This window comes from Algoriphagus boritolerans DSM 17298 = JCM 18970 (assembly GCF_900108085.1).
GTDB classification, from domain to species: Bacteria; Bacteroidota; Bacteroidia; order Cytophagales; family Cyclobacteriaceae; genus Algoriphagus; species Algoriphagus boritolerans.
Window position 1 is genome coordinate 458,526 of sequence record NZ_FNVR01000001.1, and the last position, 25,274, is coordinate 483,799.

Here is a 25,274-nt window from a genome sequence, read left to right on the forward strand (position 1 = left end):
ACTGATTAATCACATCTTCCTCAATTGAATTGAAAATATTTGGTTTTGGATCAAAGCAACTTACTCAGCTTGTCAATCTTTTTACTCAAGTTCAAAATCGCTTTCGCGTAGCGCGAATCCCATTTTTCCAGTCTTGCGGTGTTTTTGATCGCAACCTCATATTGAATACCCGGAAGGATCCAGGAAGCATAGCCTGAAAACGGATCATTGCACACATAGAGCGACTTATACCATTCCCCGTAATACATTCCTTTGGGATCGATCCAGCTTTTTTCCAAACCAATCAGTCCGGTATTGATTTTTTGAAGCGCTTTTGCTGACAGATTTTGGCTGGATAGTCCTTCTTCCAAAGCTTTTTGGTAGGCGGTCGAACTTGCCTCCAATTTCGACAAGGCGGCATTCACCTGATCAAATTCGCTAAAGTTGGAATCGATGGTTTTTACATTTTTCACAGCTTGCTCAAAGTGCCCTTTCAGATCTTTTGCATAGCGTGGTACATCATAGGGTATCACTGCGGCATTCGCCTGTCTCAAGGCTACTAAACCAAACAGTTGGGCTACGGCACCTCCCATTTTGAAGCTAGGGTCTACGAATTTTGAATAATAGTGGAAGTTATCATAATTACTATGATAGGCAGTCGGTCCACCGGAACCTCCACTCAGTGATGGAACGCCTACATGCATGTAGAACGCGATATGGTCCGATCCTCCGCCCAGATTCCCGATTCTTGGTTCAGGGCTTTGTCCTGCCCAAATGTCAAACACAGATTTTGCCGAATCAGGATAGGTTACTTCTTTGGAAGCGTCGATGATGAGTTTTTTCAAGGTCGGAGCAGCGGATGCACCAAAGTTTCTTCCTGATACACCCCCGTCAAAGTTCATATAGGAAATTGCCTTTGCACCTAGTTCTTTTTTCAAGTGCTCCACCCATTCTGTAGAACCAATTACGCCCTGCTCCTCGGCATCCCAATGTCCGATCAGAATGGATCGGGATGGCTTTTGGCCTTTTTTATACAATTCTCCCAAAGCTTCCGCAAAAGTCAACAACATGGCAGTTCCCGAATTGGGATCTGTTGCTCCAAAAGACCAGGCATCGTAATGGCTACCCAAGATGATCCACTCATCCGGAAATTCACTTCCTTCGAACGTTCCAATGACATTGTTTGCGCGGATAAAGTCCGGCTTTTGATCGACCATAACCCGAACCTTCAGTTCTGAACCGCCCGTGATTCGGTATTTGAAAGGTAGACCACCTTGCCAGGCTTCAGAAACTTCCGATCCGGTCATCCGGCTCAATATTTCTTTTGCAGCTCCATATCCGATTGGAGTCACAGGAATGGTGTGGAATGCTACATCTTTTGGATCCAACCGATCCACTTTCTCTGGTCCATCGAGCGGAAGGGCAGGTCTATTTGGTGTAAGCGGGTCTCCCGTGTAGTCCAAGGTGAGCATGGAGCCTCTTTGGATGGTAGTTTCGTTGAAAAACGGGCCTTTTGGATAGACTTCACCCCGGGTAAAGCCTGAGTCCTTAGGATCAGTGTACACGACCAATCCAATCATGCCATATTGCTCAGCGTACTTGGCTTTGTACCCACGAAAATTGCCTCCATACCGTGCAATGGCAATTTTTCCTTCAAGAGGAACACCCATTTCGGCCAATTTCATAAAGTCTTCGCGTGTGCCATAATTCACATACACCACCTCAGCTGTCACGTCTCCACTACCTGAGAAGGCATTGAATCCCAAATGAAGCCTTGGATCATCGGAAAATGGATCTTCCGGTAAGGCTCCTTCTTTTTGGGAAAGTGTCAACTGTACCGGAGAGATGATTTGCAATTCAGATTTACCCGGATGATTGGGTAGATAGACGTCATAAGGCCAAACTTTGACATTCATACCTGCATCTCCCATGATTTTCACCAAGTAATCCTTGACGAGTTCGTTTTCGGGTGTTCCGGCGATGTGCGGGTTTTTGGTGAGTTCAGTCAGGTGAACTTTAAACCGATCAAAATTGACTGCATTGAGATAGTCGGTTTCAAATTTCTGCTGCTCCGCAACTTGCGAAGGTAAAAAGCCATCCTGCTGTGCAAATGCCCCCGTGGCAAGGAGGGAAGAAATGGTTAAGGTGAGTAAGGTCTTTTTCATTTTTGAATTGGAAGATTGTAAAATTGAAAGATTGAAAAATTGGGCTATGAATTTCGTGGTAAAATCAATTTTTTAAAATGAATTTCCAAAATGACTTCAGACGCCAAATTTCATTTTGATTACACCTCGACTTCGCTCGGTGACCGTTTGTTTTTTTTAAAGGAGGGGAGAAAATGCGGCGCAGCCACATTTTCTCCCCTCCTTGTCTTAATTCTAAATCCGGAGGCCGAGCGGAGTCGAGGTCATTTTTTTAAAATTAAGGTGGAAAGTTAGCTGAAAATCAATTTTTCAATATTCAAATTTTCCAATTTTTCAATCAACATCAAAAAAGGCCACAGAATCAATTTCCATGGCCTTTTTGATTTTAGTTCGCTTTCAAGCCGGGAGATCGCTCAAGAAACTCCTGATACAATCGAATGTGCCTGTTGGACATCGGAATCCTATATCCATCAATAAATACATGGTGAATCTGAGAGCTGGTCTCCAAAGGATCACCCGTGGACACGATCAGATTTGCGCGCTTACCGGCTTCTACTGATCCGTATTGATCGGCGATTCCGAAAATTTCGGCTGCATTAATCGTGATTGCTTTCAAAGCCTCTTCCTTCCCCAATCCATAAGCTGCAGCAAAAGCTGCATGGAATGGGAGATTTCTCACATTCTCTTCCTCATCTGTTCGTAGGGCGACTTTCACACCGGCTTTTGCCATTTTACCAGCATTGGCATAAGGCGTGTCATAGCGGTCTGACTGTCGGGTAGGAAGATCCTGCACCGGTCCTGTGATGACAGGAATCCCGGCTTTGGCAATCTCCTCCGCTACTCTCCAGCCTTCTGCCACACCTGAGAAGATCACTTTGATATTTTTACCTTCTACCCATTTGATCGCATTCTGAATATCAGAAGCTGCGTCTACGACGATTAACAGCGGGAGCTCCCCTGAAACTGCCTTTGACAACTGATCCATTTCAGGGTAGTATTGCAATTCAGCACCGGCTTTCTTTAAATCCGTATATTTTTCGGCATTTTCCCAGATTTCATTGGCCTCTTTGAGGGATTTTTCAGCGTCTTTTTTGACATCTTCATCCGACCTGCGGTCAAATCGACCACGACGCCCTGAGCTTGGGAAATTCATCACCACTGCCTTAAACCCACCATACATCTGATCCGGCGTGTAGCCATTTAGATTGATCAAGGCAGCTGTGCCGGGGAAAAGTCCACCGGTTGGCACGGTCAAAACGGTGGTGACACCGGACACACGAGTGACTCCGATTGCCTCTGAGCTTGGATTCACGGTGGTCAAAGCCTGCATGTTGGGAGTAACATTTCCGATTTCCGCATAATCCACCGTTTCCTGTACGGAACTTACTTCGACAAGTCCCAATCGGGTGCCGCTGTCGATCATTCCCGGATAGATATACATTCCGGAGCAGTCGATCACTTCGGCTCCATCCCCACTGAGATTGGTGCCGACTTGAGCGATTTTTCCATTCTCTACCAAAACAGACGTGTTGGTCAGCGTACCTTTGGTGACGGTCACCACCGTGGCATTTTGCAGGAGGAATTTTCCTGTACGGGGTTTTACAAATTCCCCGTCGATCTGTGCCATCGCTGCCACCGGAATTAGGGCAAGCATTGCGGCGCAAAAGGTTTTTAAAATTCTGTTCATGTTATGTCTGAATTTTCGCGGTGATTAATGTTTTTCTTCAAGGAAAGCTCCCTGAAATGCTTCAAAATAGGCGTCTACATCCTGGAGACAACGATGATCTTCCTCAGTACGAAGGAATATAGGTTCCACCATCTCAGTAGCACTTACAACCTGACGCTGGTCATCCGGATCTGCTTTGATGTCAAAGTATTTTACCCCGTCGACAAAAGTCATCTGGGGGACGGTGTAAGAAGAAAGCGGATGCCCTTCGAAAATCACCAAATCAGCTTGTTTGCCCACTTCGATCGAACCTACTTTATCATCGATCCCCAATTGCCTGGCGGGATTGATGGTGATCATGGCCAAAGCTTCCTCATCAGTCAAACCTCCATAACGCTGTGTCTTTGCTGCCTCATGATAAAGGTGACGGATCAATTCCGCAGAGTCAGAGTTGATGGAAGTGATGGCGCCGTTTCGCTGAAGGATGGCGGCATTGAAGGCGGTAGAATAATAGACCTCCATCTTGTAAGCCCACCAGTCCGCAAAAACAGAAGCACCCATGGTGTATTTGGCGATTTCAGGAGCTACTTTGAATCCTTCATTGGTATGCTGAAGTACAAGCTTGGTGATTCCAAAGTCCCTGGCAACATTGATCAGCATGTATATTTCATCAGCACGATAGGAGTGGCAATGAATGATGATTTTGCCATCGAGGATGTCTGCCAAAGTTTGTAATCGTTCGTTGTAAGCAGGAGGGGTGAGAGTGTTGCCTTTCTGCGTTTTTGCAGCATTGTAGGTTTCCCAATTTTTCTTGTATTGCAGCGCTTCGCTAAAGCCGTTTCTCAACACCGCTTCCACACCCATTCGTGTTCTTGGCTGAATCCCGTTGCCTCGACCGTGAACCCGGGTTGGGTTTTCACCCAATGCAAACTTGATCGTGCGTGGTGCGTCCTCCATGATGATTTCCGAAGGATCTTTTGCTCCCCAGCGATGCTTCAGGGTGGCATTTTGTCCGCCGATGACGTTAGCCGAACCGTGCATGGCATGTGATATCGTCACTCCGCCTGCTAAAGCCCTGTAAATTCCGATTTCAAATGGATTAACCACATCTTTCATTCTTACCTCGGCAGTGATGGGAGAGGAGGCCTCGTTAACTACATCCAAGGCGACGTGAGAGTGTGCATCGATGATACCGGGCATGAGGTATTTGCCACTGGCATCGATGGTCTGAACTCCGGATGGTGCAGCAAGATTTTTACCTACTTGTTTGATAATTCCATCCTGAACCAAGACATCCGTGTTTTCCAGATTTCCCTTGGTAACAGTTAATACAGTTGCGTTTTTTATCAGGACGCTCCCTTTTTGAGTTTGGGCATGGGAATAGTTTAACCCCATTCCCAACAAAGCAACAAATATAAAATTGAGCTTTTTCATAGATTAAAATGTAAGGTTAGGTGAGGAAAGTTTTGCAGTCAAGGGGAAGGAGCCAAACTGAGCGACCGCCATCGTACCTTCCATAGCCGTGCCGTTGACTTCACCGGAAATATCCACGGTGAGGGTCATGCCTTCTGCGTTGACGTCAAACTGGAGAGTTAGTGTTTTACCATTCAGTGCAACGTTTTTAATTGGAGCACTTACTTTTCCTCCACCTGAAGGATCATCATAGGTGATGGTACCAGCATAGCCCGATCCATCTTTGGAAATGACCAATTCTCCCCCCGAAGATCCGGCAGGAGTCTCAGAGGTGTATTCCCAAACCCCGGTGATTGTGGGTGTCTCCCCTTCAGTTTTTCCGTTTCCGTTGGTCGATTTTTTCTTCACCTCGTAGTCGAAGATGTAACCATCCGCTACTACATGTTTGATTTGTGCATCTTCCTTGAATAGGGAGTCTGAGCTGATGACGAAGTTGGCCATTTTCCCTTTTTCAATGGTTCCGGCCATCCTGCTGATTCCTAATATTGAGGCAGGATTTGTCGTCAATGCCGCCATTGCTGCTTTTTCACTCAGGCCATTTTCGATCAGGGTGCGGATCGCTTTCATGGCATCTTCTGCCTTGGCATCAGCAGTCGTAAAGCCAAACGGTATTCCTGCCTTTTCCAACAGGGAAGCTTGCTTGATTGCGTTTTCGTAGGCTTTTTTTACCCGCTCGTATTGGGCTTTAGTCGCTTCTGTGACATCTTCGGTCTTTTGATTTTTTACAGCCTTGTCATCAGGGATCGCCAGTTTGATCAGTACAGGTGTGCCGGAACTTTCGATCAGCCCGATTACATTTTCGTAGTTTTCCAATCCTGTTAGGATGAGCTTGAATCCCAATTCTTTCTGTAGTGCGATAGCTCTTCTGACTTCAAGATCGGAACCTGCTTTGAAAATCACTGGGATTTGTCCCTGAACTGCGGCTGCCATTCCACTTTGTGTGAGCGTCATTTCCGGGCGCTTTACTCCGGCGGTGGAGGCAAAAAGCTTGGAATGATCCAAGGCTAAGGAAGTGTTTTGATAAACATCACGAAACTTAGCCATTACCCCTACTACAGTCGCAGGATACATTCCTCTCGAACCGGAGAAATTGGCTGCAATCGCTGTGTTTTCCTTTAAAACATTGACATTACCCTCTTTTCCTAAGATCATAAGGGTTGCTTTACCGGGAAGCATTCCGCCATCAGGAAGTATCTGACTGATCGTAAACCCGGACTTTCTCCAGTCTTCGACCTGACTACCTGTGATGGAAAACTGATCCATGGCAGATCTCCAAGGCGTGATACCCGCCAGTTCATCCGGGGGATTGGAGGAGACAAAATCCTTTGGTCTTTCCGGATCCTTCGGTTTGGTGACGCCCATCAGTCCCGCACCGTCAATAAATCCGGGATAGATAAATAGTGAATCCCCGGGAATCACTTGAGCTTCTTTGGGAAGTGACAGGTTTGCACCTATTCCCAGTATGACTCCGTCTTGGAATAAAACTGTCCCTTTGATTCCCTGTTGTCCGGGAGCTGCAAAAATTGTGGCGTTGGTAATTGCGTAGGTATCCGACACTCTTCGTTTGCCTGTTGGGTCACTTTGTGACCAGGCATTGACGGTGAGTAAACTCGAAAAAAGCAATCCAACGATTCCTGCTTTCAGAAATTGTTTTTTCATCTGTTAATCAGTTGTTTTTAATTGGTCAGATGGAATCTCGCATGCATTATAATCATCCCAGTATGTGACGATCTTCGTCATGCTCGATTTCATCTGTTAATCAGTTGTTTTTAATTGGTCAGATGGAATCTCGCATGCCTTATGATGACCTCTTTGTTTCACATTGGGTTATACTCGATTTCATTCGATTGATGGTTATTCTTCAATCAGCAAGCTAACAAAAGCTATTTTAGCATCTAGGGGGATTTTTTTTTCGCAACTTTTTTTTTGATCAGTGGTTCGGGGCGTGGCATGAAATGCGAAAAAGTGCCTTTTATTTACATCGCATCGTCGATCTACTTATTTGAACGGTTTAAATGATTTGGTTTTTACACATTGATGTTATATTTAAGGTTGAATCACCCCCCTAAAATGAAAAAAATCCTAATTATAGAGGACGATTTGCTTATTTCCAGTTTAGTTCAGTTTAGATTAAAAAAAGACGGTTACGAAACCCACTTGGTCTGTGATGGCAATGAGGGAATCAAGGCCATAGATGAATTTCTTCCTGATTTGATCATTACAGATGTCATGATGCCGTTCCGCAGTGGTATTGAAATAATCCATCATTCCAAAAAGACCCATCCGGATACTCCGATCATCGTGCTGAGTTCCTTGGGCGAGGAGGAAGAGGTTGTTTTGGAAGCTTTCAACCTGGGGGTTGCAGATTTTATTCCCAAGCCTTTCAATCCCAATGAATTGGCAATTCGTGTCAAACGTATTCTTAAATAAGGCTAGATGAAGAAAATTCTATTCCTGCACTTAAGTTCATGGATTTTTCTTTTTGCCTTCAGTAATGCCAATGCGCAAGAGGTATTCTTGCCGAATAATTCCGAAGAATTAGCCGATTTTTTAGCACTTCAGGGGGAAGTTCCCAATCTGAGTTACCGGTTTTATGTGTCAGATCCGGCTATTCCCGATTCGCTCCTCTCCAATAGCTTGTTTTCTTTTACTCAGACAGATTCAGGGTTTGTATCCGCTTCGGGCACAGATTTCGGGGCGATCGATTCAGCATCAAAGATGCTGAGTGAAAGTAATCTGAATTTCCGGATACAATACTTGCTTTTTTCGGAGGAGTCGACTTTCTCAGCCAGTCGGACATACCTGGAAAATCTCGCTAAAAGTGGAGATTTCTTATTCAAAACGGAAGAAGTCGAGCCCTCTTCAGATATTGTTTCCTTAGCGGCATACGCACATTACACCCCACTTCAAAAGTTCAAGTTGAAGTTTATAGCTGATTTGAAGCTTTTTATCGTCAGCTTAATTATACTCTTATTCTTTCTTGTAGCATTTACTATGATCACTTTTATGCTGATAATGAAAGCAAAAAAAAGTAAAAAAGAGTACCTACTCAAGGAATACGACAGGCTGATAGTAGATCCTCTGACTTCCTTGCTTTTTGAAAAGGAACTTGAGGAAATCATTGATCTCGACAGGGTTACTATCAATGACTACTTTCCGGAGTCGATGCTTTCAAAGCCTCTTTTCAAGGAAGTGTTGATCGATCGGATAATTGGCCTGAATAAAAAGATGAAGGGGGAATTCAAAGAAAAGCTGAAGGCCCTCTACCGCAAGCTTGACTTGGATAAGCGATCCATCGATTCCCTGAAAAGTAATCGTTGGGACAAAGTCACCATGGGCTTGGTTCAAATCAATGAGATGGATCTAGTGGAAGCTTTGCCAAGAGTGAAATACCATGCCAACTCCTCCAATTTTCAAGTCAGAACTCAGGCTGTTGCTACCCTGCTTAATCTGTCCGAAAAGGTAGATCTTACATTTTTAAGAGATCAGACATTTCCGCTTTCGCTTTGGCAGCAAATGAACTATCTCCGGATTATCAGATTTGTCAGCCATCAAAAAAACCTGAAGTTGGAGATCCTGTTTGACTCCCAAAATCAAAGCATCCGGATATTTGGATACAAATTGGTCAAAATGCTGGGTAGAGTCGATCTGATCGAAGTGGTGGCTGCCTTGGCTCCCGATGTTTCCGATGAAGAGAAAATTGAAATCCTGGAAATCTACGCGACATTGGGAGTACACATGGAGGTGGATTTCATAAATAAGTGCCTCAAATCCGAAAACCGGTCCTTAGTCCTTGCGGCTTCCAAGACCGCTGCAGTGGTCGGAAATGCAGAATCAGCAGCTATACTGAGTGAATTGATCAGAAAAGAATTGGTATTCAGAAGAAAGCACTCTCTGTTGAAGTGCCTTTATGAATTGGACAAGGATAGCTTTGAGGAAGTTTCGGCATCAAGTCAGGATGAGGAAGTGGCACAAATAAAGAGACATATTTTAGACCCCATGCTACAGCATGTATAGTTTTTTGTTCTATCTGATTCTGGAGATTTTTGGATGGCTATTTCTGGTCCTAAGTTTCTCTGTCATAGTCATCTATTTGATTTTGATGGTGTTGAGTGCTTTGGAGATGCGGGATTACCTCCGGAAAAACAGATTTGCCGACTATGGAGATATCATTACTTCTCCTATTGCCCCGGGGGTATCTATTTTGGCACCTGCCTACAATGAGGGGCAAAACATCGTGCAAAATGCGCAAAGCTTACTTTCCCTTCATTATGGGAGATTTGAGGTCATTGTCATCAACGACGGTTCTAAAGACGACACCCTCGAAAAACTCATCCAATCCTTTGAATTGGAAAAAACAAATTACGCTTACAATCCGGAGATCGAAACCAAACCTGTCAGAGGAGTATACAAATCCCAAAACATGTCCTATCGGCGATTGACCGTCATCGATAAGGAAAATGGAGGAAAGGCAGATGCGCTCAATACCGGAATCAACATTGCCAGCCTTGAAATTTTGGCATGTATCGACGTGGATTGTATTCTCTCGAGTGAATCCATTACCAGAATGGTGCGACCGTTTATGGAGGAAACCAACAGGAAAGTCATTGCTGTGGGGGGTGTGATCGGGATCGCCAATAACTGTGACGTTCAGGACGGAACGGTGACTAAATACCGGATTCCAGAATCCCAATTGGGAAAGTTTCAAGTGATCGAATATTTCCGGGCTTTTCTGATGGGTAGAATGGCTTGGTCCAGAATCAATGGGCTGATGTTGATTTCAGGAGCCTTTGGATTTTTCAAAAAAGATCTGGTAAGGGAAGTGGGAGGTTATTTCCCCAAGACGGTCGGTGAAGACATGGAGCTGATCGTACGGATGAGAAGGTATATGGAAGAGCAGCAAATTCCCTATAAAGTAGGATTTGTTCCGGATCCGCTCTGCTGGACAGAAGTACCTGAAAGTGAGGAGATTCTTTCACGGCAGCGAAATCGCTGGATGCGAGGCACCATCGAGACACTCCAGCTCCATCAGGCATTGAAGTTGAATCCAAAATATGGGTTGATGGGCATGATTTCATACCCTTTCTGGTCGGTTTTTGAGAAGTCAGCGCCGATTTTGGAATCTTTGGGTATGCTGTACACGCTGATTTTATTGATTGTGGGAGATTTTAGTGCAGTTTACTTCTTCTCACTTTTGGTCATGATGTATTTGTTGTCTTTGCTGGTGTCTTCGTTCAGCGTATTGTACGAGCAGATCGCATTCAATCACTACAAGGACAAAAAGGACCTCAAAAAATTAATCTGGATGATCCTAACCGAGCCGTTTTTGATTCATCCAAAAGTTGTTTTTTGGGGGCTGCAGGGCCATTTTGATTTTATCAAAGGAAAAGGAGGCTGGGGTTCTATGATCCGTACAGGATTCAAAAAAGCGGAAGACAAGAAAAACATCAGTCCCCAATCCGCCACCTGATGAAATCGAATCGAATGAAGCCCTTTTCAAAGAGGAAAAATCATCAACCCAGTGGATTAATCCTGAATCCTTTTTGGAATAGACTGGTCGACGAAAGAAATGCAATTAAAAGCAAATGAAGAAGCTGATTATTACATTTATAGGTATTTATCTGGTATGCGCTAGCGTTCTAGCCCAAGATTCTTTTGATCCGGATGAGCTATTGAAGCAGGCCAGAACCTTGATTTTTGACAAGAAATATGACGAAGGGAGGAAGGTTGCCTTTCGCGCTTTGGAAAAATATCCGAATTACGCAGACATTCTGATCTTGGTCGGTAGGAGCTATGCATGGGAAGGCAAAAATGATTCAGCCAGCATCTACCTGGAGCGTGCAATAGTAGCCTCTCCTGAGTATACCGATGGGTATGTTGCTTATTTGGATAATTTATTCTGGGCGGATGATTTAACCAAAGCGGGAGCAGTACTCAGCAGGGCAAAATCCAACCTGGGCCCACCAGTTCCGGATGAGATCATCTATCGCGAATCCCGCCTGCTTTATTATCAGGAGCAATACAAGGAAGCTTTTAACCTCGTAGACCCATTATTCAAAAAGGGATTTAAAACCGAAGGCTTACTTGGGTATATGAAAAATCTCGAGCGATTTAGAATGGTCAACGCAGTCGGGGCTACTTATGATTACGATTCTTTTCAGGGAGACATTTCTCCATGGCACACGTGGTCAGTCTACGGTCGTACTCGAACACAACTTACGGGAGCGCTGATCGCAAGGGTAACTCAATCCTCCAGATTTGAGGATTTTGGCACTTTAGTCGAGCTGGATGCGTATCCTTCGATAGGGAAAAATGGATATGCCTACTTAAATATCGGTGGATCCGGAGCCTCCTTTTTTCCAAAACTGAGATTTGGGGCGTCTTATTATCATAATTTGGAGAAAGCCTGGGAACTGGAAGCCGGTTACCGATACCTGGGCTTTTCACAGGTGACACATATCATTACCGGCTCTGTCGGGAAATATGTGGGTAATTGGTGGCTCAATGTCCGATTGAATGTGATCCCTGATTCAGATCTCGGGGCAAGTACCTCTACACAGCTGACAGCGCGGTACTATTTCAAGACTGCCGAGGACTTCTTCAGCCTTCAACTGGGTACGGGAGTTTCTCCTGATGAAGAGACCAGAGACCAATCCCAGCTCCTTAACTCCTATCGTGCCAGATTCGGGTATCAGCAGTTGCTGTCTCCCAAGTTTATGATCTATGGATTTACGGGGTATAGCAGGGATGAATTGAGTGCTGACACTTATCGAAACAACATCAATCTATCTCTGGGATTCGAGTATCGATTCTAAGCTAATTTTATGATGAAAGAGGAATTAAAACTTGTTCTGTTAAAGCTTAGGCCCGTCCTGTTTTTTCTGATCGGTTTACCCTTGTTCAGTTATGGAATTTGGACTGTTTTGCCCGGTAAGGCTTTGGATATTCTGATCATTGATAAGACTGTCCCAAACAAATCTTATCGAGAGCATGCGGGATTGTTTTGGACCTTGAATCATTTGAAATACAAAAAGTCATCAGGAGACACGTATCAGATTGATCAGGATTACCTTGGCTTTTTCCCCAGTGGACAACAGGATTTTGGAAGTGTAAAAGACCTGAGAAGTCACTCGCCGGAAGAAGTGAGAAGTCTAACCAAAAAATCCGACCTGATTTTCTTAGCTGATTCCTATGGGGTATATGAGGGTGATTTTTCAAACAATCAGGAAATCCAGCTTACCAAAAAAATCTACGGAGGACTCGATAACTCGGATATTCAGCTCATAAAAATGGCCAAAGAAGAAGGCAAAGTGATGGTGGCTGAGTACAATTCGATGGCCTCACCAACTCCAAAACCTATTCGGACTGAATTTGAAAACCTCATGGGCATCAAATGGACCGGTTGGATTGCCCGGTATTTTGATGATTTGGATACACTGAACAATGCATCCATTCCCAAATGGATGATCAGACAATATCAAAAGCAGCATGGAAGCTGGGATTTGAGGGGCCCCGGATTAATATATATCAAAGAAAGCGGCCAGATAGAGGGATTCCTCCATACGCTCGATTACCAGAATAAACTACCTCTGGTGCGCACCCAGAAAATCAACAAACACGGATTTAATCTGCCTGAGGTAATTCCTTACCCGGATTGGTTTGACGTGGTGATGATTGAGCGTGATTATGAGGTTATTTCTTACTATGACATAGCCCCGACTTCTGCAGGACTACAGCGGCTGAGAAGTATGGGGTTGCCTCGGTTTTTTCCTGCAGCCGTTGTGAGGAAGGCGGGAAATGGATCCCAGTATTATTTTGCAGGAGATTTCTCGGATATTCAAGGTGATTTTGGCTCCCCTTATTTTTATGGATTGCCGACTTTATGGCGTGGGCTTTACGTGGCCTCAGATCACGCTGATCGCCAAAGTTTCTTTTGGAATTATTACCATCCTTTGCTCTCCCAAGTCTTGACTAAAGCCGGAAAGGAAAAAACTAACTAGTCTCCGGCAGAGCTCTCCGGAGGCAGAAGTTTCCGGGTCTGGACCATGTAGCTGTTTTTGTTTTTAAACTCCTCAAATTCCCCATTCAGTCGAGTAAACAACGCTCCATCGTTGACAGGGTCAATGTTCATCCCCTCTGAGATTTTGAAAACCTGCCCCTCAGAAAGAAAAAACTCTCCGTGAATGTAGTCCACCAGTTGATTTTTGTTTCGCATCAGCGGCATGGCAATAAACGACTGGAAGGTCCGTGCAGTGTCCAGTACCTGACCCTGCCAGATGACTTCTTCCGGTAGGTTAATCAGATCCTGATTTTCAAGCATGGCTAAAAGTGAGGGCGTAATCTCATAATGGCTTGTAATTCCCTTGAAGTAATCGGTACGCTTCAGTAGCGGAGAGAATATAATCAAAGGCACATGAAACCTGTCCAGCCTGGAGGACATGGGAATCTCAGGGAGTCTGTGATCTCCTGTGATCACAAAGATGGTGTTAGCATATTCCGGTCTATTCTTATACCGGTCAAAAAACAATTTGATCGCATCATCTGCGTATAAAAGGGTCATGTAGATGGCTTCGTAAGACAGATACTCGGTGATTTTAGCAGAATTCAGGTTTAGCGTGTTATTCAGATGATCCTGTAATTTCCTTTGATACAGTTCCTTTTCGGGTACGGTGTAAGGATCGTGTGAGGTTTGTGTTTGAAATATCCGCACCTGTGGTTTTGATGCTTCTACGGGGAGTTTTTGAAGGCCATTTAGGAAAAGATCCTTGTCCGGGTATCCCCAGGAAAATCCCGAGGTGGAAGGTGTTTTGGTAAATTCAGGGGAGAAAGTCTTTTCATCTTCAAATTGCACAGGCTTTTGATAATTGATAAAATCAGCTACGCGATCAAAATTCCCGTCAGCACCGATGAAGTACCTGGTTTCATACCCATTATCTCTCAGAACACTCAAAAGCGAATGATGATAGGGGAATTCATCGCTGAGTTCCAAAAACCCTTTTTCTCCAAACGGAAGACCTCCGAATACCCCCGGTAAAAGCCCAAAGGTTCGTCCTGTGGAAGATAGTGCATGGGTCCACACCAGGCTGTGCTGCGCTAATGAATCAAGAAATGGCGTAAAACTACCGAGGTAAGCATCCTTACCGGAATAAGCTTTACCCAAACTTTCCACAAAAATAAAGACCAGATCGGGGGCTTGAGTCAGGGTGTCGAAAAATGGACTTAAAACGTCCGGGTAATTGTTTTTGTGTAGAAATGGAAATTCATCATTGGTGAATTCTTTGATAATGAGCAGGTCATCATTGGTCCCCCTGAGGTAAAAATCAAAATAAAACTCTCCTCCATACATCAGGTGGTCGAAACTTTCCTCTGTGAGATAGCGGGACTTGTTCAGTTCTACATTTCTTTTGGTCTCACTGGCTTCTAAATCCCGATTGGCTTTCAGTAAATTGACTGCAAGGAGACCCGAAAACAAGAAACCTGTCAAAACAAAATAAGCAGTAAGGCTAAACCGAAAAACCCGGGGTCCCAGATAAAACAAGCCTAAAACGAATACTATGGCAATAGATCCGAAGGTCAAGTTCATCGGGGTTAATTGCCCGGATGCCGAGACTGTTAAAATGAGGTCATCGAAATTGTAGGCAAAAAGGTCCTTTCCCAGGGGAAGCAGGGTTTTCATAAAATAAAAAACCAAAGCCAAATGGGCGATCAAAAAAACCGTGAGCACCAACTGGAGAAAAAATCGCGCTCCGGTAGTTGATAAAAGACTGATAAAGAGGTGAATGATGAAAAGAAGACCAAGTAAATAAAAAAACCATCCTAAATCCTCTAAAAACCCGTCAAAAAAAACGTCTTTTGCAGTAAAGTCCAGAACATGGTTTTCAAAAACCAAATGCAATTCAACTCCACGGATAAGGATCATTAATCCAATAAATATCAGGGACATACCCCAAAAATTGCGAAGGATGGTTTGAATTCGAAGTGGTAAAGTAGAGCGGATTTCAGCCTTTTGGGCCATATTCGACTGTTAAGTTTTTAGAGTAAGGGAGAAAATATAGGGCAAAATCGGGTATCTTCCGCCGTTATTTTAAATATATGAGTAAATCAGATTTATTGATGGAGTTGTACTCAAATTTGAGTACAACGGGAGCACTTACCTTTAGCTCCAAAGCCTTGGTGAACAAAATGCTTTCATTCACGGATATCGAACATGCTGAATTGATTGTTGAATTAGGAGGTGGAGACGGAAGTATCACGCAGGGAATTATTGAAAGGCTTTCTCCTGACTCAGAACTCTTGGTTTTTGAAATCAACCGCTCTTTCTGCGATGCGATGAAAAAGCAGTTTCCGATGCCGAATGTCAGAATTATTTGCGACTCTGCCGAGAATTTGGATCAATATCTCAAGGGAAGAAAAGTGGATTATGTCCTCTCATCCTTGCCCTTCAGTCTGATCTCCAAGGAGGCTACTGACCAGATTTTGAATCATACCAAAAACTCCCTGAAGGAAAAAGGAAAGTTTATTCAGATTTGCTATTCCTATCTGCTCAAAAAGCTCTTCGGTAAATATTTTTCAAACATCGAGGTCAAGTTTACGATGCGAAATCTACCCCCTGCATTTGTGATGATTTGTCATTAAACTATCCTGCCAATGGAAATACTCCGGGTGGCAATATTGGATTTTTGTGGCAGGAGAAAGGAAAAGTCTTTTTGTCCTTCTGAAGTCCTCCGTCAGATGTTTCCGGAAGATTGGGAGCTTTTTATGCCGGATATCCGGGAGGTGATGATGGCGATGTACCGGGAAGGACTGATTCAGGTATCTCAAAGAGGTGTTCCGGTGAACCCATTTGAAAATCCAAACGGGCCTGTGAGGATTTCGGGAGTGAGAAAACCAAAGTGATTGGTACGGTGTTATCCATCAAACTAGCTCATCATGAATTTAGAACAAGCACTTCCAAAGACTACTGTTGAAATTCCAGCCGGATTAGAATTAATCACCTTGGGTGCGGGGTGTTTTTGGTGTACCGAGGCTGTTTTTCAGCGCTTGGAGGGAGTGGAAAAAGTTGTTTCCGGTTATTCAGGAGGCATCATTCCCAATCCCAGTTACAAGCAAATCTGCACCGGAACTACCGGTCACGCGGAGGTGATCAACGTTTTTTTTGATCCTAAAAAAATCAGTTTGGAAAACCTCCTGGAAGTCTTCTGGGCCACTCACGACCCAACTACACTCAATCGACAGGGCGGAGACGTGGGTCCACAGTATCGCTCGGCTATTTTCTACAACGATGAATCTCAAAAGGAAATCGCATCAAAACTGAAAGCAGATCTTAATGCTAAAAAGGTTTTTGAAAAGCCCATCGTGACTGAGATTACCGCTTTCACCAATTTCTATCCGGCGGAAAACTACCATCAGGATTATTACAATCAGAATGGGATGCAGCCCTATTGTCAGTTTGTCGTGCGCCCAAAGGTGGATAAGTTGAAGCAGTATTTTGTGGAAAAATTAAAAAATTAAAGACAGTATCTTACATTTGTGTTTATAGTTTAAATAAACAGATGTGGTAGTCATTTTAATTTCGCCGATGAAAAAATTATTCTTTTTTGCTCATCAACTAATCCTGATCGTTTTGTTGGGTTTAAGTATAATGTCTTTTGCGCAGGCACAAGAAAAAAAATCGGATATGCTTGGGGTGCTATTTACCGGCGAGTCTACCTTGAATAGACTTAGTCCGAATATTGGTGTAGTGTATGAACGAAATTTTTCCCGAAAAATAGGAGTGGAGACAGGGCTTTTTTACAGGACTTTTCAAGAAGAATTTTTTGTAACCATAAGTAATGATTTTGTAAATGTTTCTGATGATGTGCGATTTGTTCAAGGTTTTGTTGCAATTCCAGTCCTTTTCAGATTCGACGCACGATTTGTTCAGATCTCATTGGGACCTCAAGTGGACATTTTTGCCAAATGGCATCAAATAAGAAAGAGTGAAATCAACTTGACAGATTACAGTCGAAGTCCGCGAATTCAAGTCGGGCCTTTGTTGAAGATAGGGAAAGAGATTTCATTCAAGGAAACCTTGATTTTGGAGCCTGAGCTCCGATATGGAATTCGTTCGATAGTATGGGAACCAAAGGAGGATTATTTTGGGATTGGACTTAAGTTAAAAAAGGGATTGTCCAAAGATTAGTGATTGTCAATTCAGAGATTTTTTTGCGCTTCTAAACCCTTATTGTTTGGTTGCTTTCTTCCCAAATCATAAACTATCTCATCCCAAATCAGGTATTATGCCTAATTTTAGGCTATCAAATTGTATTCTACGAAATGAAGAGAACCAGAGCACAAGAGTCCCGAGCAGCCATTGAGCGATTATACATCACCATGCGGCACCTTTTTAACAGAGGAAGCTACAAGCCAATGGGGGTGTCAGGCGAGGGATTGATCCAAGCTTTGATGACACTCAGTCCTGAAATCTACGGCTCGCTGACCGACCCGGAAAAGATCGAATTGGACGGCTTGCTCTATGTAATGGAACGTTTGCCCCGAGGAATCGAAGAGTGTCGCTATGTGCGCCTGATCAGTCGTGAGGGCTATGAGACCTCTCATCTATCTCCCATAATCCCACCGAGGCGGAAGCGGAATTGCTACCGTCTGGATCAGCAGATTATGTATGTGGAGATGACCAGGGGCAGATCGGATATCTATGATATCCTGACCCACTTAACGTTTCTCTATGTAGAATCCGGCAAAATATTAAGAAACAGTACCGACCCCAAAGGCAGAATTTCCTCCAACTGGACCATGTTGGAGAATTTTGTCAAAAAAGAGCAGGAAGGGGAGGACTTTGATAAAGAGTGCGCCAGCGCCTATCTCAGTCATCTGATCGGTAGGACGTTTGAAGAGACGCTTATTGCCGTCGATAAATTTGCAAGAAGCGGTAATTCCAACAGCCTGTTTTCGGTCGTTTATCACCTTGGTAAATTGGCTATGGATGAATCAATTCATGGAATTGACCGGGAAATCAGCTTTTCTGCCACACTTCGCGAGCGAGTTGGCCATCACGTGTATGGAGAACTTTGGGCAGACCGGATCAAAGAGACCCTGCTGAATCTGGACCTGCTGAAGCGCCCGATTCATATTATCTCCGCAAATCTCCACAGTGTACTCAATACGATCTACGGACATCAGGCCTTGGGCCTCAAGTCTTACGAGGAGATTGAGCAAGTCGCCATGGATATTTCAGTGAAGGCCAAAAATAATCAGAGCAAAAAGATCCAAGATTATGCGGAAAAGCATGGGTTTATTGACCTTCCCGACGAATCCGGAACGAATATCGGTGCACAGATCATCGATACTGCTTGGCTGGAAAAACCGACCCTGATACCCGGAGTTTTCCTTCCTGAGGAAAAAGAAAAACGCCCGGTATTCGTGGTCATGGATTATGCGTTTGGGGAGCAGGCCTATGAGTGTTTTGATGAGTTGCTGAAAAAATACAACGTAGGAGATAAGGAGTACTCGCTGAATGTCATGTCCACTTCCATCATGGGAAAAGCCGGAATCCTACATGGCGGCAAGGGTGATTTGATGGTGCCGGATTCCCATGTCTTTGAGGGAACCGCGGATAATTATCCATTCAGAAATGAACTGAAAAAAGCAGATTTTGAAGGATATGGATTGGGAGTTTACTCCGGATCGATGGTGACAGTACTCGGTACTTCCCTTCAAAACCGGGATATCCTGACCTATTTCATGAAGTCCTCCTGGCATGCTGTCGGACTGGAGATGGAGGGCGCACACTATCAGAAAGCGATCCAGTCTGCTTCTAAAATCCGTGGAAGCATCAGATCCAATGTGAAAGTGCTATATGCGTATTACGCTTCAGATAATCCACTCGAAACAGGCAGCACGCTCGCTTCCGGTGCTTTGGGAATGGAAGGGGTAAGGCCGACTTATTTGATTACCTATAAGATTTTGGAAAAGCTGTTTGGAGAGAAAAAATCCAATTGACCTGATGGGTTAAAAAATCGAAGAGGTAGCCAGCTGATGACTACCTCTTTTTGGTTGCAACAAATTTGCCTATTCTTGCTCTACGCTGGTCGAGTGAAGCATATCCAGTCTCCATCCCTTTTCTGTTTTCACGGCAGTGGCACTTTCCAGCCATTTGATTTCTTGCACCACCTGACCAGCTCTGGTGATGGTGGCAAAATTCCCATATCCAACCCAAGCACGATTTCCCTCGACTTTGGTCTGAGGGTCGAATTCAGGTCAAACCCTACTAATTGTTAGGCCTTGGGAAGGCAGCTTTGGTTGTAACAAGCCAGTCGAATAATTCTGTTTTGAGCGCTCCTGCCAACTCGGTTTCCTGATCTGCGAGATTGTGTTTTTCACCTATATCCACTTTGAGGTTATAAAGTTCCAGAGAGTCACTTTCATAGAAATAAATCAACTTCCAGTCACCTTTTCGGATCACCGAACCCGGGTTACCTCCTTGATTTCCATAGTGTGGATAATGCCAGTAAAGTGGTCGATCTTCCAATTCTCCGGAACCCGTAATTAGATTTTTCAAACTTTTACCGTCTTCATCTTCGGCTTCTCCGCCTATTCCTACCAGATCCAAAATTGTGGGCTTCAAATCATTGGAGATGACCGGTGTATCGATTTTCTTACCGGGGTTTAGTTTTCCTGCCCAGTTTACAATCATCGGTACGCGAATTCCACCCTCGTACAACCAGCCTTTTCCGGCCCGTAGGGGCAAATTGCTCGTCGGGCTTCCCTCAGCTGTGGATAAGCCGCCATGGTCAGAGAAAAAGACGATGAGAGTTTTTTCTGATAGACCTTGGGCTTCGATTTCATCGAGTACTTTTCCGATGGCTTGGTCCATCGCTTCGACCATTCCAGCATAGACGGCATGCGCCTGGGTAGTTCGATTTTTATTATTCCATTCGGGTTCGAAACGATCTTCCAACCCCATTTTAGCCCTTTTTTCGAGGTATTTCTTCTCCAACTCTGGAGTCGTCATCAAAGGGATATGTACAGCATAAAATGACAGATAGGCAAAAAATGGCTCATCGCGGTGGTTTCTGATGAAATTCACGGTCTCATCTCCAAGTCGATAGGGGAGGTATTCTCCATCAGGTCCATTTTCTAGGCGTGGATTATTGTAAGGTGAAAAATACTTATTTCCGGTGGACGGGGAACCTTTGCTATTTCCACCCTTATTAATCTCAAATCCCTGATTTTCAGGCCAGAATTTCTCGTTTTCGCCCAAATGCCATTTTCCGGCAAAGAAAGTTCTATACCCTGCTTCCAAAAATTCCTCGGCCAGCGTTTTTTCTTCCAAAGCCAAATTGGGTTCATAGTGAGCTGGTTTGAGTGGCTTGTCACGTGTCCAATGTTTTTCAATATTATCCGGCTGTGGAGCTCCAAACCAATCGGTATTGTAGGTTTTGGAGGGGTATTTGCCAGTCAGAATACTTACTCGTGCAGGGGAGCAAACAGGAGAAGCGGAATAAGCTTGAGTAAATTTGATCCCTGACTCAGCCAGCCGATCCAAATTGGGAGTTTCATAAAATTGACTTCCGGCATTACTCATATCCATCCAGCCATAATCATCAGCTAGGATAAAAACAACGTTGGGTTTTTCCTTTTCCTGAGAATAAGCTGAGAAAACAAGGAAAAACATGCCGATTGAATAGAATAAATTTTTAAACATGGAGGTTACGGGTTGATTTGAAAATTAATACTAAAGCTCCATTTTCAAAATTCCAAATTGAAAATTCAATAATCAAGGTCTTTGAAAGCTCAGTCCTTCGAATTGAATGATATCACCCATTACTCAGATCGTCCCTAGTTGGTCCTCGCGTGCCGTGTTGAGATATGAAATCGAGCATGACTCATGTGTCATACACTTGGATGCCCCGATAACTATCCGGGAAACCATGCAAGATTCCATATGGCCTTTAAAAGACCAATTATTATCAACTGAAACTTGATTTTCCATTATGAGCATTCACCCTACGGATTATTTAGATGGATATGACTTTTGGGTTGAATGATCTGTACCCCCAGATTAGCGCAGGCTGTAGGTAAATTTGGATTCAAGATAAAACTTGTTAACCCAAAAGACCATGAAACACAATTACTTGCCAACTTGTAAAGGCTTGCTTTTCGCTTTGATTTGTTTTGGATTGATTTCCTCACTCCTTGCAGATCAAGGAAAAGACAAAGCATATGGAAACCCCTGTAACTCCTCAAATCAGTATCTATATTGGACCGGTGAGGAAAATGATGATTTTTTTAATGAAATGAACTGGAGAAAGACTCAGGAAAAGCCGAGCGCTCCCAATCCTCCGGGATTGAATGCGGAAAGCGGCGAGTCTGCGAAGCCTGTATGCCTCCCCGGGGCGAATTCAGAGCCTTGGGAGATTTGTCCCAACTCACAGAATCCAGAAAAAGACCCTCACCCTCAGCCTGGGACTTTAGAACCCGGACAAACGATTGACTTTAATTTATGGATAGAGAGAGCTGAAATTACAGTATCTGGAGATATTGTTTTTGCCTGTGATCAAAAAGGAATTACCTCTATCGCTTCTCAAATTGAAGTACAGGGTAGTATCGAGCAAGGGGTTTTGTCACTCGATGAAGAAAGTACGGTCAAAACCCAAAATGAGAATTGGAGTTCGGGATTTTCGGTCAATTTCATAGATCCGGCCTCTTGGCTTTATGTTAGTGATGTCAATCCACTTGAGTTGCAGGATCGACTTTCCCGGATTTTGATTTCAAACCAAACAGGAGTCCTGGATCAAAATTTCCGGATCAATCAATACTATCAAAAAGGAGCGGTCATTCGTCCCTTGAATCCGGATTTCGGATCCATAGAAGTTTTTTCATCTTCCGGAGCAGAGGGTGCAGGAGTCAGCCTTCAGGAGGATTTGATTTATAGAGGCGGAGCGATTTCTTTGGGGGATAATGCGCTTTCTTCTTTCATTTTGAAGCGAGGATTTATGGTCACTTTGGCCAATAATCCGGATGGAACCGGAAAGAGTAAAGTTTACATAGCCTCGGAGGAAGATTTGAAAGTGGAGAATTTACCTGCGGCAATGCAAGGGAATGTGAGTTTTCTCCGCGTGGTACCGTGGAACTGGGTCACCAAAAAAGGAACGGGTGGATTTTTTGATGAATTAAATGCTGGCTGGTATTACAACTGGAACTTGGGGGAAGTTTCCCGGCCTAATTACGATTACGTTCCCATGGCTTGGGGGGCAGGGGGAGCTTCTCCTGCCAATATCCAAAACATGATCAATAAGAAGAAACCTTCTCATGTATTGGGATTCAATGAGTCGGACAATTGCAATGGAGAGTCCGGTCAGTTCAATAACCTATGTGAGCCTGCTGTAGCCGTGGCCTACTATGAAAACCTGATGGGATTAGGAGTTCGTTTGGGTTCACCCGCACCCCGGGAAAATGGTCCTACCGGCTGGCTGAGGGAGTTTAATGAAATCGCTAAAGCGAGGGACGTTCGCTTTGATTTTGTAGCCGTGCACTGGTACGATTGGGGAAGTGGACCAGTCAATAGTCCCAATGCCAATCCCCAGGATATTTTCAACCGATTCAAAGCTTACTTGAATAACGTGCACCAAATTTACAACTTGCCGATTTGGGTCACAGAATTTAATGCTAATCCCAACAGGGGAAATGCCATTCAGGAAGAGTTTTTGAAATTGGCCTTGCCCTATTTGGAAAGCTTGGACTATGTGGAGCGCTATGCCTATTTCCAACCAGATCCCAAGAATTCTCAAAACGATGTCGAACCGGCTTTTTATTATGACGATAATAACAAGCTGACCAATATCGGAGAGCTTTATTTAAATCATCAATCTACTCCGTCGATTCCAGAACTATCCTATGCCGCTCCCAATAATCTCGAGCAGATGGATGATCCATTTATTGAAACTCCCGCCAATGTCCTCGCTTTCGAAGCAGAATGTGGGAATTACCTCGGAAACCAATGGACAATCCTCGCCGATGAATCCGCCTCAAATGGAAAATACATCAAAGGAGACCCTAGCCAGGAAGGCGAAAGTGCTAATGCTAAGCGGATTCATTTTGAGATTGACTTGGTGGATGCGGATGATTATCGAGTTTGGATTCGGTCAAAATCTGTCACAGGAACTACCGGTGCTGTACGGATCGGTTTTGATGGAAATGAACTGGAGCAAGTGTCACCATTCAACAGTGCTGAGTTTACTTGGTTTCAGATTCCAAGATTTTATGATTTGGGTGAGGGAAAGCATCGGCTGACTTTGGAGTTTCCAAATGCCAGCATTCAACTCGATCAAGTAGCCATTCTTAATGGCCCAAGCGACTTGGAGGGATTGCTTCAAGAGGAAGGGGCTTGTGCTCCGGAGGATTTTACCTGGGGAACGGTGCTTACTAATTTGATCGATTATTACGAAGCCGAAGAAGCTGGCCAGGGTCTTTGGTGGGAACTGGAAATCAATGATTTTGCGATCGGTGGATTGGCGGTGAAAAGCCTCCAAGATCAGCAATCACTGGATGCCCCAGCAGGCGCAAAAGGAATTTTGACCTTTAATCTGGAGGTGGAAGAAGCTGACGAATATGAGCTTTGGGCAAAAATCCAAGCCAAAGAAGAAGCGGAGACAGCACTTTGGATTTCGGTAGATGGAGAGGAATTCCGAAAGTGGGGCGCTCTTCAAAATTCACGGTATGAGTGGTATTGGAAGAAATTTTATCACAGCTATGATTCCGAGAATAGGGACTTCTCTTATTTCTTAAAAGCTGGATCTCATGAAGTTCGAATAGCGATAGGAACCGGCAATGTACAGATAGATCGCTTGGCACTTGCCAGCAAAGGAAAGCTTCCTGAAAACGAAGATCCAAATGTCATCGCCCAAGTAGAGGAGCAGTTGGAGTTTGAAGCGGAGGATGCCACACTGCTGGGAGCTGCTTTTGTGGTGAATTGCGCTACCTCTTCTAATGGGCAGCAGGTCAACATGCGAAATGTAAATACCAACGGTGTACGTTTTGATCAAATTGTCGCTCAGGATGCAGGAACCTATATCCTGAATATTTCCTATATGAGTGCAGTCTCCAGGTCATTCCGATTGGTAGTCAATGGAGAATTTATTGGGCAGCAAACAGTCGTCTCGTCTGGGGCTTGGTGCTTTGATGGAGGTTCTCCGGCCATCTACCAAGTGGAGGTAAATCTCAACTCAGGCATTAATACGATCGAAGTCACTCCATTTAGCGGGGACGCACCATTTATGGATAAGATCAAATTGGAGAAAGCAGCTTTCGAAACCTTTTCTTTGGAAGCAGAAGAGGCTGAATTGATTGGTGGTGTCAATGTGGTGAACTGCTTGACTTCATCTAATGGACAGCTGGTCAATCCATTTACAAGTCCATCAAATGCAGTTCGCTTCTCTGAAATTCAAATCGATCAGGCGGGAACCTATTTGCTGGAAGTTTCCTATATAAGCGCTGTCAATCGTACCTTGAATATGTCTATTAATGCCGCAGAATCGCAAAATTTAATTTTTGAGGATTCGGGAGAGTGGTGTTTCAATAGCGGAAGCCCAAAAATCAAAACGATTGAGGTGGAACTCCAAGCCGGTGAAAATACGATTGTCTTTGAACCTGACGGAACAGCAGCACCTTTTCTCGATAAAATCGAAATTAAATCCAACGAAATAGGAGGTGAAAATCTGAGAGTAATTGAAGAAACTCCTCCTATGGAGACGGCTGAAGATTGGATGATTTATCCCAATCCACTCCAAAATGGTCAAAATTTACAGGTACAGATTCCGGAGTTTGAGGGGAATTATTCCTTAATTCAGGTCGTGGATTTGTCAGGAAGGACTATCTTTTCCCAATTGCTTTCTTCGGGAGCTTCACACCAAATCGATTTTGGTACCTACCTGTCAAAAGGCATGTATGTGGTTCTCCTTCGTCAGGGATATGTATGGCAAAGTAAAAAGCTGATCGTACAATAATCACGTGAC

Annotated in this window: 17 protein-coding genes; 11 read left to right on the forward strand and 6 right to left on the reverse strand. The window is 44.1% G+C overall.

Annotation, left to right across the window (positions count from 1 at the left end; genetic code table 11):
* Positions 1-50 precede the first annotated feature (50 nt).
* The 4 genes from C4S61_RS02005 to C4S61_RS02025 all read right to left on the reverse strand — a co-directional run bounded on the left by C4S61_RS02005 (position 51) and on the right by C4S61_RS02025 (position 6,921).
* Complete coding sequence (locus tag C4S61_RS02005) at positions 51-2,144, reverse strand: M28 family peptidase (protein WP_103923101.1); 2,094 nt, start codon at positions 2,142-2,144, stop codon at positions 51-53.
* A 364-nt stretch (positions 2,145-2,508) separates the two neighbouring features.
* The gene (locus tag C4S61_RS02015) at positions 2,509-3,810 is read right to left on the reverse strand and encodes an amidohydrolase family protein (RefSeq protein WP_103923103.1); all 1,302 of its coding nucleotides are present in this window, start codon (positions 3,808-3,810) and stop codon (positions 2,509-2,511) included.
* 24 nt (positions 3,811-3,834) lie between these two features.
* Complete coding sequence (locus C4S61_RS02020; protein WP_103923104.1) at positions 3,835-5,223, reverse strand: amidohydrolase; 1,389 nt, start codon at positions 5,221-5,223, stop codon at positions 3,835-3,837.
* 3 nt (positions 5,224-5,226) lie between these two features.
* Positions 5,227-6,921: an amidohydrolase family protein gene (locus C4S61_RS02025; RefSeq protein ID WP_103923105.1), complete on the reverse strand. Its 1,695-nt coding sequence runs from the start codon at positions 6,919-6,921 to the stop codon at positions 5,227-5,229.
* 411 nt (positions 6,922-7,332) lie between these two features.
* Between C4S61_RS02025 and C4S61_RS02030 the strand changes: the two genes are divergently transcribed.
* The 5 genes from C4S61_RS02030 (at position 7,333) to C4S61_RS02050 (ending at position 13,262) form a co-directional block, all read left to right on the forward strand.
* The gene (locus C4S61_RS02030; protein WP_103923106.1) at positions 7,333-7,692 is read left to right on the forward strand and encodes a response regulator transcription factor; all 360 of its coding nucleotides are present in this window, start codon (positions 7,333-7,335) and stop codon (positions 7,690-7,692) included.
* A 6-nt stretch (positions 7,693-7,698) separates the two neighbouring features.
* Positions 7,699-9,279: a hypothetical protein gene (locus tag C4S61_RS02035; RefSeq protein WP_103923107.1), complete on the forward strand. Its 1,581-nt coding sequence runs from the start codon at positions 7,699-7,701 to the stop codon at positions 9,277-9,279.
* Entirely contained in the window at positions 9,272-10,732 is a 1,461-nt protein-coding gene (locus tag C4S61_RS02040; protein ID WP_103923108.1) for a glycosyltransferase family 2 protein, read from the forward strand. Before C4S61_RS02035 ends, C4S61_RS02040 begins: the two co-directional genes overlap by 8 nt.
* Positions 10,733-10,847: 115 nt before the next feature.
* Positions 10,848-12,077, forward strand: coding sequence for a YaiO family outer membrane beta-barrel protein (locus C4S61_RS02045; protein ID WP_103923109.1), 1,230 nt, complete (start codon positions 10,848-10,850; stop codon positions 12,075-12,077).
* A 9-nt stretch (positions 12,078-12,086) separates the two neighbouring features.
* Positions 12,087-13,262, forward strand: coding sequence for a hypothetical protein (locus tag C4S61_RS02050; RefSeq protein WP_103923110.1), 1,176 nt, complete (start codon positions 12,087-12,089; stop codon positions 13,260-13,262).
* On the opposite strand, the gene C4S61_RS02055 is transcribed toward C4S61_RS02050, so the two are convergent.
* A complete protein-coding gene (locus tag C4S61_RS02055) occupies positions 13,259-15,277 on the reverse strand; it encodes an LTA synthase family protein (RefSeq protein WP_103923111.1) in 2,019 nt (672 codons plus the stop codon). The genes C4S61_RS02050 and C4S61_RS02055 overlap by 4 nt on opposite strands.
* 77 nt (positions 15,278-15,354) lie before the next feature.
* Here C4S61_RS02055 and C4S61_RS02060 point away from each other — a divergent pair, with 77 nt between their 5' ends.
* The 5 genes from C4S61_RS02060 (at position 15,355) to C4S61_RS02080 (ending at position 19,260) form a co-directional block, all read left to right on the forward strand.
* Entirely contained in the window at positions 15,355-15,897 is a 543-nt protein-coding gene (locus C4S61_RS02060; RefSeq protein WP_103923112.1) for a class I SAM-dependent methyltransferase, read from the forward strand.
* A gap of 12 nt (positions 15,898-15,909) precedes the next feature.
* Positions 15,910-16,158, forward strand: a complete 249-nt coding sequence (locus C4S61_RS02065; protein WP_235009732.1) for a DUF3253 domain-containing protein — start codon at positions 15,910-15,912, stop codon at positions 16,156-16,158.
* 33 nt (positions 16,159-16,191) lie between these two features.
* Positions 16,192-16,773, forward strand: coding sequence for a peptide-methionine (S)-S-oxide reductase MsrA (msrA, locus tag C4S61_RS02070; RefSeq protein WP_103923114.1), 582 nt, complete (start codon positions 16,192-16,194; stop codon positions 16,771-16,773).
* Positions 16,774-16,840: 67 nt separating this feature from the next.
* Positions 16,841-17,443 carry an outer membrane beta-barrel protein gene (locus C4S61_RS02075; protein WP_103923115.1) on the forward strand — a complete coding sequence of 201 codons (603 nt, stop codon included), beginning with the start codon at positions 16,841-16,843 and terminating at the stop codon, positions 17,441-17,443.
* A gap of 134 nt (positions 17,444-17,577) precedes the next feature.
* Complete coding sequence (locus C4S61_RS02080) at positions 17,578-19,260, forward strand: DUF6909 family protein (RefSeq protein WP_103923116.1); 1,683 nt, start codon at positions 17,578-17,580, stop codon at positions 19,258-19,260.
* A gap of 268 nt (positions 19,261-19,528) precedes the next feature.
* On the opposite strand, the gene C4S61_RS02085 is transcribed toward C4S61_RS02080, so the two are convergent.
* Positions 19,529-20,965 carry a sulfatase gene (locus C4S61_RS02085; protein WP_103923117.1) on the reverse strand — a complete coding sequence of 479 codons (1,437 nt, stop codon included), beginning with the start codon at positions 20,963-20,965 and terminating at the stop codon, positions 19,529-19,531.
* A gap of 415 nt (positions 20,966-21,380) precedes the next feature.
* Here C4S61_RS02085 and C4S61_RS02090 point away from each other — a divergent pair, with 415 nt between their 5' ends.
* The gene (locus C4S61_RS02090) at positions 21,381-25,265 is read left to right on the forward strand and encodes a glycosyl hydrolase (RefSeq protein WP_103923118.1); all 3,885 of its coding nucleotides are present in this window, start codon (positions 21,381-21,383) and stop codon (positions 25,263-25,265) included.
* Positions 25,266-25,274 lie beyond the last annotated feature (9 nt).